Source organism: Skermanella mucosa (assembly GCF_016765655.2).
Taxonomy (GTDB): domain Bacteria; phylum Pseudomonadota; class Alphaproteobacteria; order Azospirillales; family Azospirillaceae; genus Skermanella; species Skermanella mucosa.
Window position 1 is genome coordinate 407,647 of the sequence record NZ_CP086107.1, and the last position, 12,313, is coordinate 419,959.

A 12,313-nucleotide genomic window follows, 5' to 3' on the forward strand; every position below is an offset into this window, starting at 1 on the left:
CAGCCGGCGGGCGGCATGCCTGACGTCGGCGCTGCGGACCGCCCTTCCGGATGGCGCGATCACCCCGCCGCGTGCAATCCGCCCCGGATCAGGGCCGCGAATGTCTCGACGGCTTCCGCCTCCCCGCAACGGCCGCGCACCACCGCGGCCGACATCGCTTCGCCCGCGCCGACCAGACCGACGCAGAGGCGTTCCAGATCGGCTGCCGGCAAGCTGCTGTGCGGCCGCAACACCGCCACGAACATCCGGACGCAGTTTTCGACCAGCTCCTGGAACACCGTCGCCTTGTCCTCGCTTCCCGCCAGCGCCGCCCCCACCGCGTGAAACTCTCCCTTCGTGTCGGCGGCGCATTTTATGTAGGCGTCCGCGAGGACCTCGCTGGTTTCCCGCAGGTCGCGCCGGTCGTCGGCCATCGCCTCCCGGAAAGCGTCGACCCGCTCGGTGTCGATCCACCGGTAGAGCTCGATCAACAGGCCCGACCGCGTTCCGAAGTGATCGTAGGCGACGGGCTTGGAAACGCCGGCACGCGCGGCCAGGTGCCCGAGCGTCAAGCGGTCCGCCCCCTCTTCGCGGATGATCAGGAGCGCCGTGTCGAGCAGCTGGCGCCGCCGCTCCTCCTTGCTGAGCCGCCGCGACGCCGTCCGGGGGGACGGACCGTGCGCAGCGCCCTTCACGTCATCGACCTCTTGCATAACCTACCATCAGTAGCTAGTCTCTTTCCTACGATTGGTAGGTTATACCGTGACGCAAGGAGACATAGCAATGTCATCGCATCCCATTCTGCTCGTCGGCGGTTCCGGCATCGTCGGCCACTGGACCGCACGCTTCCTGCGCGCCGCCCATGCCGACGTGCCGTTGCTGATCGGCGGCCGGAATCCTGCCAAGGCTCGGGAGGCCGCCGCCCGGCTTGGCAACGCGGAAGGGGTGGCGCTCGACCTCGCCGCCGACGATCTCGGCCTGGGCGACCGCCCGGTCGGTGCCGTCGCCGTCCTGTTCACCGACGAGAGGGTCGCCGGGCTGCGCTTCGCCCAGGCACGCGGCGTGCCGCACGTCAGCATCTCTCCCGGCATCGCCGAGATCGCGCCCGAGGTCGCGGCCTACATCCATAAGCCCGATGCCGCGCCGGTCGTGCTCGGCACCGAATGGCTGGTCGGCGCCACGACCGTCCCGACGCTCGAATTCGCCAAGGCGTTCGGCCGCGTCCATGACATCGCCATCGGCGCGCTGCTCGACGAGGAGGACGCCTTCGGCCCGGCAGCGGAATCCGACCTGGAGCGTCAGACCAGGACCATGCCCGCAGCGCTCGCCCGTCGCGACGGCGCCTATGTCTGGCGCGTCGGCGACGACGCCAAGGGGAGCTTCCGCGCCGTGGACGGCACCGTGATGGAAGCGTCCGCCCTGTCTCCCAACGACGTCCTCGGCCTCGCGAACGCGACCGGTGCGCCGAACGTGCGGTTCGATCTCGCGGTCGGGGTGAGCTCCTCCCGCCGGCGCGGCGAACCGATGTCGACGGAAATCGTGATCGCGCTGGCCGGCGAGGACCATGACGGCCGGCCGCTGCGCACCCGTCATGCCGTCGTCCACCCGCAGGGGCAGATGCCGCTGACGGGGCTGGGCGTCGCCATGGTCCTCGAACGGCTCGCCGGGGTCGATGGCAGGCCGCCACCCCCGCCGGGGCTCTATTTCTCGCACCAGCTGCTCGAACCCGCCGCCTATCTCGCCCGCCTCGACGGGATCGGCGCGCGCATTCTGGAACTGGAGGCGCCGTGAACGGCACCCGGCCGGCCGCCACAGCTCGAAGCGGCCGAACGGCCGGCATGTCCCTCGAAACCCCGGTCCGTACCGGCGATCCTGCGGCAACAGCCGGACCCGTCCGGGACATGCCGGTCCTTCACGGGCATCTTCGGGCCATGAAGGCCAGCGACCCTCCCAGCAAGGCCGCCAGGGCCAATGCGATGAAGCCCGCGGCATACCCGCCGAATGCGTCATGGGCGAAGGAAAGGGTCGGGGGCCCGACGACGACGCCGAGGAACGTGAAGAACATCACCGCGCCGGTCGTGGCGCCGATCTGCGCGAAGTGGCTGCGTTTCGCGACCTCGGCCAGAAAGACGCCGTTCCAGCCCGCCGCCGTCAGCCCGAGGATCGCGAAGACGACCGCGACCAGGGGAAGCGGCCACGCCGGGCCGATCGTGACCACCATGGCGCACGCCCCCGCCATGATCGCCGCCAGGAAGATCAGGACCAGGCTGGCGTCGCCCGTCCGATCGGCGGCCGCGCCCCAGAGGATGCGCCCAAGGACGCCGGCGACCTGAGAGGCCGCGAGGATGGATCCGGCCGCGACCAGCCCGATCCCGACCTCCTCGACCAGGAGCACGACCATGAAGCTCATGACGCTGAGCTGGATCGCGGAGAAGCAGAGGGATGCGCCGGCGAGCAACGACAGGCGCCGGCTGCCGGCGACGGCCCTGAGTCCTTCCAAGGGCATCCGCAGCACGGGACTGCCGGGTGCGCGGTCGAAGTCCCAGCGGTCGCGGACGCGCTGGGCGACCAGGCACAGCCAGGCGGCGGCCGCCGCGCAGGCGACAAGGCCCGATTGCCAGCCATATGAGACGGCCAGGAACGGCCCGAGCAGGCCGGCGGCCATTCCGCCCAGCGGCACGCCGGTCTGCTTTATCGAGAAGATCAGGTTGCGGCGCCGCTCGGGCGCGTGGCGCACGAGGAGGTGCGCCGCGGACGGGTTGGGCAGCCCGTAGCCCGCCCCGATGGCGAGCGAGCCCGCCAGGAGGGTGCCGAGATGGGGCACGGTGATGGCGATGCATCCCAATGCCGTGCAGGCCATGCTGATCTGGCTGGTCCGGCAGGCACCGTAGCGGCGGACGAGGCCGCCGGCCACGAGCGACGATCCCATGGCCGCGACGTAGAGCGCCCCGATCTGGTAACCGATCATGCTCGCGGGGACTTCGAGGACGCGGGCGATCTCCGGGGCGATGGCAGGGACCAGGAGCACCGCCATCGAGGCTATCATCTGCACCGCCGTCGTCTCGGCCACGACGCCGAACAGGTCCACGGCCGGGGCGCCGTTCCGGACGGTCAAGACAGTCTCTTCCGGACGGCGAACCCGATGGCGATGGCGAGCATGACCGCCGTGACCCCGTAGAGGGCCAGGGAGATCGGGCTCTGGAACAGGATCCCGACATCGCCGTCGCTGATGCTGAGCGCCCGTCGGAAACTGTTCTCCATGTCGGCGCCCAGCAGGAGGCCGAGCACGATCGGCACCAGGGAGATATCCAGCTTGCGCAGCGCGAAGCCCAGGAGGCCGAAGCCGATCATGACCATCAGGTCGAAACTGCTGTGGCTGATCGAATACACGCCGACGAAGCTGACCATCACGACGAGCGGCATGAGCACCCATGTCGGCAGCAGGAGCATCCGGGTGAACATGCCGACCAGGGGCAGATTGAGCGCGAGAAGCACGACGTTGGCCACGTACAGCGCGGCGATCAGGCCCCACACGATGTCGGGCTGACGTTCGAACAGCAGCGGGCCGGGCGTGATGTTGAGCGAGATCAGCAGGGCCAGCATGACCGCCGTGGTGCCGCTGCCGGGAACCCCCAGCGTCAGCATCGGGATCAGCGCGCCGCCGGCCGCCGCGTTGTTGCCGGCCTCCGGTGCGGCGACCCCCCGCGGGTCTCCCTTGCCGAACGTACCGTCCTTGTCCGAGATGCGCTTCTCGGCGATGTAGGAGAGGAAGGCGCCCAGCGAAGCCCCGGCCCCGGGCAGGACGCCGGCCACGAAGCCGATCAGCGAGCCGCGCATCATGGCGCCCAGGCTGATCCGGATGTCGTTCAGCCTGGGGAGCACCCGTCCCACCCGGGGCATTGCGGCGGTGGGTTCGTGGGAGGTTTCCAGGAAGATCAGGACCTCGCTGATGGCGAACAGGCCGACGATCGCCACGATCGGGTCGAAGCCGTCGTAGAGTTCGAACTGGCCGAGCGTGAATCGCTGGACGCCGCTGGCGGGGTCGAGGCCCACGGTCGCCAGGAGCAGCCCGAGGAAGGCGGCGATCAGCGTCTTGGCCGGGTTGGCCCCGGTTATGCCTCCGATCGTCGCGAACGCCATCACGTAGAGCGCGAAATATTCGGTGGGGCCGAAATGGATGGCGGCACCGGCAAGCAGCGGCGAAAACAGCGTCAGCCCGATCGTCGCCAGCGTGGCACCGACGAACGAGGCGACGGCCGATATGGCAAGGGCCTCGGAGGCCCTCCCGGACTTGGCCATGGGATAGCCGTCCAGGGTCGTCATGATCGCCGGTTCATCGCCCGGGATGTTGAGCATGATGCTCGATATGCGGCCGCCGTACATGCACCCGTAGTAGACGCACGACAGCAGGATCATCGACGAGGCCGGGTTGAGCTGCAGCGAGAAGGCCAGCGGGATCAGGATGGCGACGCCGTTGACCGGGCCGATGCCCGGCAAGGCGCCGATGATGGTCCCGATGAAGCAGCCGAATATGGCCAGGCCGAGATTGCCCGGGGTCAGCGCTACCGCGAACCCGTCGAGCAGAGACGTCATGATGTCCATGGGGTTATCCGACGGTTTGGGGCCATAGCGGCAGCGGCAGGTCGAGGACCTGGTCGAAAAGCACGAACAGCACGAGGGACAGGGCGGCACCGGTCGCGAGGGCCGGCAGCCAGCGCGCGCCGAGCAGCCGCGCCAGGAAGGTCACGCCGAGCAGGGTGGCCACCGGGAAGCCCAGCGTCTCCAGCAGCAGGGCGTATCCTCCGAGGACCGCGACCGCCAGGGCCTGGCGAAGCAAGGGCCGCCCTACGGCCCATCGCGGGTTCGGATCCGGCCGCAGGATCAGGAACAGGCTCAGGATTCCGAGCGGCACCGCGAGCAGGCGCGGGAAGGCCGCGGGGCCCACCGGGTCCGAAAACCCGGCCTCGAAGCTCCCCGCGGTCACGAAGGCCCACGCCGCCAGTGCCGCGAACAGCAGTCCGGCGATGCGGTCGCTCACCTGATGATCCCGATCGCCTTGGAAATGTCCCGCATGTCGGCGACCTGCTCGTTCACGAAGGCCTGGAACTCCTCGCCGCCGCGCCAGATCGGCACGAGACCCTTGGACGTGGCGGTCTCCTTCCACTCCTTGGACTCGTACAGGTTCCTGAGGATGTCGACCCAGCCCTGGTACGCCTCGTCGGACACCTCCCCGCCGGTGTAGAAGCCGCGCCAATTGTAGCCGGTCACGTCGACTCCCTGCTCCTTGGCGGTCGGCACGTCCGGGAAGGCGGGGATCCGTTCGTCGGAGAGCGCCGCGAGGATGCGGACGTCGCCGGACTCGACGAAGCCCGCCACCTCCCCGAGGTCGGTGACGACGGTGCCGACATGCCCGCCGAGCATCTGGGTCACGGCGGGCCCGCCGCCGTCGAACTGGACCCAGCGGATCTTCCGCAGGTCGGCGTTGGTCACGCCGGTCTCCTGCGCGAGCATGAGGAGGCGGATATGGTCCCAGCCGCCGATGCCCGAAGATCCGGCGGCCACCACCGAACCCGGATCCGACTTCAGCGAGGCGAGCAGCTGGCCGAGGTCCTGGATCGGAGAATCCTTCGGGACCAGGACGACTCCGACATCGGTGCCCAGCATGCCGATCCAGCGCATGACGTCGGTGTCGGCCGGGTATTTCCCCTGGGCGATCTGCGTGATGCCGACCGTGCTGGTGGCGACGATCAGGTTCTCCGCGCCGGGCCGCTTGGAAGCGACGTTGGCATAGGCGACGGCGCCGACGCCGCCGGCCATGTTGGTGACCTGCACCGGCCCGGGCACGAGGTTCTGGTCATAGAGCAGCTTGCCCACCGTGCGGCAGGTGAAGTCCCAGCCGCCTCCCGGATCGGCCGGAGCGATGCATTCGACGTTCGCCGGCGTGAAGGCGCTCAGCGAGACTATCAGGGCGGCACCCCCGACGATGCGTTTCAGGGCCGTTATCATGATCTGGCGTTCCTCTCCATTTTTATGGTTGAAGCGATGACGTCCCCGAGGAGGCGAGGCGGAGCCCCCTCATGTCACGAGACGTTCGCGGGCACCGCCAAGCACCGAGCCGCGGAGCCTGGACTTGCGGATCTCGGTCTCGAACGCGGACAGGACGGCGTCGCGTCCGGATCGGACATGGGCGGTTATCGCCTGGGCAGCCGCCTCGGCGTCTCCCGCCCGGATGAGCGTCACGATCCGGGTGTGCTCGCGGTGCGCCGTGTCGCGTCCCTCGGGCGTACTGGCGAGCAGCCAGCGGGCGCGGTCGATGCGCAGCATGATGTCCTCGACCGCCCGGATGAGAAACGGATTTCCGGACAGGCCGGCCAGCATGACATGCACGTCGCTGCCGATCCGGAACCAGGTCTCGGGTGACGCGTCGTGCAGCCCGCGATCGATCGTCGCCTGGATGGCGTCCAGCTGTTCCGGCAGGGCGCGGGCGCAGGCCAGCCGGACGGCCTGGGATTCGACGATCTCCCGCCACTCGTAGACGGAGGCCAGCTCCCGCTCGCTGATCGGGGCGACGCGGTAGCCGCGGTGTTCGCGAACCACCAGCCCCTCCCGCTCCAGGCGCAGCAGCGCCTCGCGGATCGGTGTCCGCGACGCGCCGACGAGGGCCTGCAGGTCCCGCTCGGAGACCCTCTCCCCAGGCACCAGGTCGAGCTCCAGGATGAGCTTGCGCAGCCGCGCAAACACCTGGTTTCCGATCTGCCTGCTGCCGTCGCCGTCGTTCCCCATCGAAAATCCTCGACTCCGCCCTGGCCTTGCGCCGCCGGTTGGGTGTAGACGGTATGCCAATTTGGTCGACCACCGCAACCCCCAACGAGCCGAAAGGACGAGCATGCAAATGCGCACGACCGATGATCAGAAGATCCGCATGGAGGGCTTTCCCGCCGAGGTCACGGTGATCGATGTCGGCCCGCGCGACGGGCTGCAGTCCGAGCCCGGATGGATTCCGACGGAAGAGAAGATCGCCCTGATCGACGGCCTGATAGACGCCGGGATCCGGCAGCTGGAGGCGACGTCGTTCGTGTCGCCGCGGGCGGTTCCGCAGATGCGCGATGCCGCCGAGGTGATCGCCGGGGTCGACAGGTCGAAGGGCGCGGCGCTGACCGCCCTGGTGCCGAATGCCCGGGGAGCCGAACGCGCCGCCGCCGTGGGGATCGACGCCATGGTGGTCTTCCTGTCCGCCTCCGAAAGCCATAACCGGAAGAATGTGAACCGTTCCGTGGCTCAATCCCTGGACGGCTTCGGCGAGGTATGCGGGGTCGCCGGCGAGGCCGGCATTCCCGTGTACGGCGCGATCGCGACGTCCTTCGGCTGTCCCTTCGAGGGATCCGTTCCGGTAAGCCGGGTCGTGGACATCGCCAAGGCGTACCGGGACCTCGGCATCACCCGCCTGACGCTGGGCGACACGACGGGCATGGCGACACCCCCCATCGTCAAGGCGACCTGCCGCGCGCTGCGCCGGGAGCTGCCGGAGACCGAGGTGACGCTTCACTTCCACAATACGCGCGGCGTCGGGCTCGCCTGCGTCTATGCGGGGCTCGAGGAGGGGGTGACCCGCTATGAGGCGTCGATCGGGGGCCTCGGCGGCTGCCCCTTCGCCCCCGGCGCCACCGGGAACATCTGCACCGAGGATCTCGTCTACATGCTCGACGAGTGCGGGGTCCGCTCCGGCGTCGACCTCGCGCGGCTGGTGGAGGTCTCGCGACGGCTCGAAAGTGTCGTCGGCCGGACGCTGCCGGGCCAGGTGATGAAGGCCGGGCCGCGGCTCTCGCTCTATCCCGTCGACTCCGTCGCGACGGCTTGCGGTTGAGGTGAAGTCATGACCACTCCATTGGACGGCATCCGCGTCGTCGATCTCACGCGCGTCCTTTCGGGACCGTTCTGCACCATGCTGCTCGGCGACATGGGTGCCGAGGTGATCAAGGTCGAGCCGGAGAACGGCGACCCGGTCCGCGAACAGGGCACGATCCGCGAGGGCCTGAGCTGGTACTTCGCCAGCTTCAACCGCAACAAGAAGTCGATCGCGCTGGACCTTTACTCCGAGGAAGGAAAGGAGATCCTGGCCCGGCTGATCGCCACCGCCGATGTCCTGGTCGAGAATTTCAGGCCCGGCGTGCTGGCCAAGATGGGTTTCGGCCCCGAGCGCCTGGAGGAAATCAATCCCCGCCTGGTGACCTGCAGCGTCAATGGCTACGGCAGCGCCGGCCCGTATGTCGACCGTCCCGCCTTCGACTTCATCGCTCAGGCGATGAGCGGCTTCATGAGCGTCAACGGGGCGGCCGACCAGGAGCCCATGCGCAGCGGCCAGCCGATCACCGACCTGGTGGCCGGCCTGTACGCCGCCTTCGGGATCCTGTCCGCCCTGCGGTCCCGCGACCTGACCGGCCGGGGCCAGCGCGTCGAATCCGCGATGGTGAACGGGGCGGTCAGCCTGATGGCCTACCTGGCCTCCGAATTCTTCGCGACCGGCCAGGTGCCGCCGCGCACCGGCAACGATCATCCCCTCGTGGCGCCGTACGGGCTCTTCCAGGCATCCGACGGGGAGGTGGCCGTGGCACCGAGCAACGATGTCGTCCTCGGCCGCTTCCTGGGAGCGCTGGACCTGGGGGACCTGTTGAGCGATCCGCGCTTCGACGACAATCCGAAGCGCTTCGGCCGGCGCGCCGAGCTGAAGACGATCATCGACGAGCGCATGCGGACCCGCAGCCAGGCGGAGTGGATCGCCAGGCTCAACGCCGCCGGCGTTCCCTGCGGCAAGGTGCAGGACCTCGCCGAAGTCTTCGCCGATCCCCAGGTCAGGGCGCAGGAAATGGCGATCGACGTCGATCACCCCGGTGCCGGAACGGTCCGCATGCTGGGCTTTCCGGTCAAGCTCGCCGGGACGCCATGCCGCGTTCACCGTCCGGCACCGCCGCTCGGCGGCGACACGGGCGACGTGCTTCGGTCGATCGGCCTTTCCGAGAAGGAGATCGGCGATCTGGAGGCGGCGCGGATCGTCCGGGTCGCCGCCGAACCGCAGGGTCATTACATGCCGCGAAAGCCCGAGCCCGCGCCGTGACGATGCCCGCCAAGCCGGTTGCCGGCACGGCGCCGAAAGGATAGTATGGAAACCAACTTTTTCCGTTGATTCGGTATTCCCCTTGGTATACCAGTTGGTACGCGGGGCTCGCCGAACCTGTCCGGGAGCCCCGCGCACGAACAAGAACGGCCGCGGCCGCCCGGCGTGACCGGCGCCCGGGAGAAAACAAGGCCCGGCCAGACAAGGGGAGGAAGAATGAAAACGAGCATCCTGGCGATCGCAGCGGCCGTCGTCCTGTTCACATCGCCCGTCCACGCGCAGAAACTGCAGCTGTCGCACAATGCGGCGCCCGGCAATCCTAAATCCGACGCGTCGCTCCTGTTCGCGAAACTCGTCGCCGAGAAGACCGAGGGGCGCGTCCAGATCGATGTCGGAGGCAGCGCGCAGTTCGGCGAGGACGCCGAGGCGCTGACCAACATGCGCCTCGGGACCATGGCCTTCAGCGCGAACTCCCAGGGCACGACATCCGGCGTGGTTCCCGAGATCGCCGTGCTGGGCCTGCCCTTCCTCTTCCAGGACCTGCCCCAGGCCTGGAAGGTCGTGGACGGCCCCGTCGGCGAAACCATCAGGAAGGCGGCGGATCCCATGGGGCTGGTCGTCCTGGCCTACTGGGACAACGGCATCCGGCACACCAGCAACAATGTCCGCCCGATCGAGAAGCCCGCGGATCTGGCCGGCATCAAGGTCCGCACGCCTCCCGATCCGATGACGGTCGACATCTTCAAGGCTCTCGGTGCCAACCCGACGCCGCTGGCCTTCTCCGAGCTCTACATCGCCCTCCAGCAGGGGGTGGTCGACGGCCAGGAAAACCCGCTGATCAACATCTACTCCTCGAAGCTCCACGAGGTGCAGAAATACATCTCCCTGACCAGCCACAAGTACGAGACCACGGTCCTCCTCGCCAGCAAGGTCGTCTTCAACACCTTCTCCGACAAGGACAAGGAAGCGATCCGGGCCGCGGCCAAGGAAGCCGGCGAGTTCAACCGCCAGCGTTCGCTGAACGACGAGATCGAACTCCGCAAGACGATCGAGGCGACCGGGGTCCGGTTCAACGAGGTGGACACCGGGCCCTTCGTGGAGAAGACGAAGCCGGTCTATGACCTGTGGCGCGCCAAGTTCCCCGATCTTGTGGACCTGATCGTCAAGGAAGCGGCCGCAGCCAGTCAGTGATGCGCAGGGGATGCCGGGCTCTCTCCTTGCCCGGCGTTCCTTTCCCACGCTGGAAGACGGGCACCGGCGGCGCGAGGCGGCGAAGTCGCGGGCCCCCCTGCCCGCTCCGACAATGAGGATACTGACTGTGTCACAGATGCACAGCGTGTACGAACAGATGCGCGAGAACATCCTGTCGCTTGGCATGAAGCCGGGAGAGAGGTTCAGCGAACGCACCCTTGAAAGCCGTTTCGAGGCGTCCAGGACGCCGATCCGGGCGGCTCTCTCCCGTCTCGAGGGCGAGGGGCTGGTGTGTCGCGACGAGCGCGGCTGGTCGGTCACCCCGATCTCCTTCGGCGAGATCGAGCAGGTCTCGGAATTCAGGCGCTGCATCGAGCGCGACGCGATCGCGCTGGCCTGCGAGCGGGCGGATCCCGGCCATATCGACATCGTCGTCGAGATGGTGACCTCCTGCACGATCGACGGCCCCAGGGCCGAGTGGCATCGTGTCGGCACGGAGCTTCACGTCGAGATCGCCCGCATGAGCGGGAACGCGTTCTTCGTCCGGGCCATCGAGGACGTCATGCTCAGGCTGGCGCGGGCTCGGTGGCTCGAGGTCTGGACGACCGAGGGGCGAGAACGCTCGATCCGCGAACATTTGCACATCCTGGAGCTGATCCGCGAGCGACGGCGCGACGAGGCCGTGGAGGCGATCACGACCCACGCGTCCGATGCCAGCCGGAGAAGCCTGGCCGCCCTGATGGGAGACACCAAGCAGCGCCGCGGGCTCGCCATCGTCGGAGGATTCGCATGAGCGCGCGAACGGGCGCCGGCCCGCTTGCCGGTATCAAGGTCATCGAGCTGGGCGCGTTCATCGCCGGCCCGTTCTGCGGACAGATCCTCGCCGACCTCGGCGCCGACGTCGTCAAGGTGGAGCCGCCGTCCGGCGGCGACGCCATGCGGCAGTGGGGCGCCGTGCAGCGGGACGGCAAATCCCTCTGGTGGCCGGTGATCGCCCGCAACAAGCAGTCGGTGACGCTCGACCTGCGCACCGCGGAAGGCCAGGAGATCGTCCGCAAGCTGGCGCGGGAGGCCGACGTCCTCATCGAGAACTTCAGGCCCGGCACGCTGGAGAAGTGGAACCTCTCCCCCGAGGCGCTCCAGGCGGACAACGAGCGCCTGATCGTCGGCCGGGTATCGGGATTCGGCCAGACCGGGCCTTACCGGAACCGCGCCGGGTTCGGCGCCATCGCGGAAGCCATGGCCGGCCTGCGCAACCTCGCGGGATATCCGGACCAGCCGCCGCCGCGGGTCGGGGTATCGATCGGCGATTCCCTGGCGGGCATGTTCACCGCCATCGGCATCCTGGCCGCCCTGGAAGCGAGGCACGGGTCCGGGCGGGGCCAGACGGTGGATGTCGGCATCACCGACAGCATCCTGGGCATCCTGGAGAGCGTGGTGTCGGAATACAGCGCCACCGGAGCGATCCGCCGGCGCACCGGCTCGACGCTGCCCGGGATCGCGCCCTCCAACCTCTACCCGACCGGAGACGGCTCCTGGATCCTGATCGCCGGCAACGGGGACGGCATCTTCCGCCGCTTGGCGACGGCCATGGGGCGACCGGAACTCGGCGAGGATCCCCGCTACGCCACGCACCGCGAGCGGGGCATCCGCCAGCGGGAGCTGGACGACCTGATCGCGTCGTGGACCCGGACGCGCACCATGGCCGACCTGCTGGACCTCATGGAGGAGCACGGCGTCCCTGCCGGTCCCGTCAGCGATGCCGCCGATGTCGCGGGCAACCCGCACTTTCGGGAACGCGGATCGGTCGTCGATATCGAGACCGAGGATTACGGGACCCTCGCCATGCAGGGCGTCGTGCCGCGGCTCTCGGAAACACCGGGGTCGATCCGCTGGGTCGGACCACCCCTTGGCGCCCACACCGACAGGATCCTGGCCGATCGGCTGGGCCTGGACGAGCAGGCCCTGGCGGGTCTGCGCGCCCGCGGCGTGATCTGAGCGACGCCTGAAAAGAATAAAGGAGAAAACGAC

Annotated in this window: 12 protein-coding genes; 6 read left to right on the top strand and 6 right to left on the bottom strand. The window is 68.7% G+C overall.

Annotation, left to right across the window (positions count from 1 at the left end; all coding sequences use genetic code 11):
- Nucleotides 1-59: 59 nt before the first annotated feature.
- Complete coding sequence (locus JL100_RS31790) at nt 60-692, bottom strand: TetR/AcrR family transcriptional regulator (RefSeq protein WP_202685250.1); 633 nt, start codon at nt 690-692, stop codon at nt 60-62.
- Between the two features lie 70 nt (nt 693-762).
- On the opposite strand from JL100_RS31790, the gene JL100_RS31795 reads away from it, so the two are divergent.
- Nucleotides 763-1,770 (top strand): hypothetical protein, encoded by a 1,008-nt coding sequence (locus JL100_RS31795; RefSeq protein WP_202685251.1) that lies wholly within the window; start codon nt 763-765, stop codon nt 1,768-1,770.
- Nucleotides 1,771-1,891: 121 nt separating this feature from the next.
- Here JL100_RS31795 and JL100_RS31800 read toward each other — a convergent pair whose 3' ends face one another.
- The 5 genes from JL100_RS31800 to JL100_RS31820 form a co-directional block, all read right to left on the bottom strand.
- Nucleotides 1,892-3,094, bottom strand: coding sequence for an MFS transporter (locus JL100_RS31800; protein WP_202685252.1), 1,203 nt, complete (start codon nt 3,092-3,094; stop codon nt 1,892-1,894).
- Nucleotides 3,091-4,581: a tripartite tricarboxylate transporter permease gene (locus JL100_RS31805; protein ID WP_202685253.1), complete on the bottom strand. Its 1,491-nt coding sequence runs from the start codon at nt 4,579-4,581 to the stop codon at nt 3,091-3,093. The genes JL100_RS31800 and JL100_RS31805 overlap by 4 nt, the downstream gene beginning before the upstream one ends.
- Nucleotides 4,582-4,585: 4 nt before the next feature.
- Entirely contained in the window at nt 4,586-5,017 is a 432-nt protein-coding gene (locus JL100_RS31810; RefSeq protein ID WP_202685254.1) for a tripartite tricarboxylate transporter TctB family protein, read from the bottom strand.
- A complete protein-coding gene (locus tag JL100_RS31815; RefSeq protein ID WP_202685255.1) occupies nt 5,014-5,985 on the bottom strand; it encodes a Bug family tripartite tricarboxylate transporter substrate binding protein in 972 nt (323 codons plus the stop codon). Before JL100_RS31815 ends, JL100_RS31810 begins: the two co-directional genes overlap by 4 nt.
- Nucleotides 5,986-6,054: 69 nt before the next feature.
- Nucleotides 6,055-6,762, bottom strand: coding sequence for a GntR family transcriptional regulator (locus tag JL100_RS31820; protein WP_202685256.1), 708 nt, complete (start codon nt 6,760-6,762; stop codon nt 6,055-6,057).
- Nucleotides 6,763-6,871: 109 nt separating this feature from the next.
- Between JL100_RS31820 and JL100_RS31825 the strand changes: the two genes are divergently transcribed.
- From JL100_RS31825 to JL100_RS31845, 5 genes are all read left to right on the top strand, one after another.
- Nucleotides 6,872-7,843: a hydroxymethylglutaryl-CoA lyase gene (locus JL100_RS31825; RefSeq protein WP_202685257.1), complete on the top strand. Its 972-nt coding sequence runs from the start codon at nt 6,872-6,874 to the stop codon at nt 7,841-7,843.
- A 9-nt stretch (nt 7,844-7,852) separates the two neighbouring features.
- Nucleotides 7,853-9,091, top strand: coding sequence for a CaiB/BaiF CoA transferase family protein (locus JL100_RS31830; protein ID WP_202685258.1), 1,239 nt, complete (start codon nt 7,853-7,855; stop codon nt 9,089-9,091).
- A gap of 216 nt (nt 9,092-9,307) precedes the next feature.
- Nucleotides 9,308-10,282 (top strand): DctP family TRAP transporter solute-binding subunit, encoded by a 975-nt coding sequence (locus tag JL100_RS31835; protein WP_202685259.1) that lies wholly within the window; start codon nt 9,308-9,310, stop codon nt 10,280-10,282.
- A 136-nt stretch (nt 10,283-10,418) separates the two neighbouring features.
- Nucleotides 10,419-11,075: a GntR family transcriptional regulator gene (locus JL100_RS31840; RefSeq protein ID WP_228421515.1), complete on the top strand. Its 657-nt coding sequence runs from the start codon at nt 10,419-10,421 to the stop codon at nt 11,073-11,075.
- Complete coding sequence (locus tag JL100_RS31845) at nt 11,072-12,280, top strand: CaiB/BaiF CoA transferase family protein (RefSeq protein ID WP_202685261.1); 1,209 nt, start codon at nt 11,072-11,074, stop codon at nt 12,278-12,280. The genes JL100_RS31840 and JL100_RS31845 overlap by 4 nt, the downstream gene beginning before the upstream one ends.
- Nucleotides 12,281-12,313: the final 33 nt, after the last annotated feature.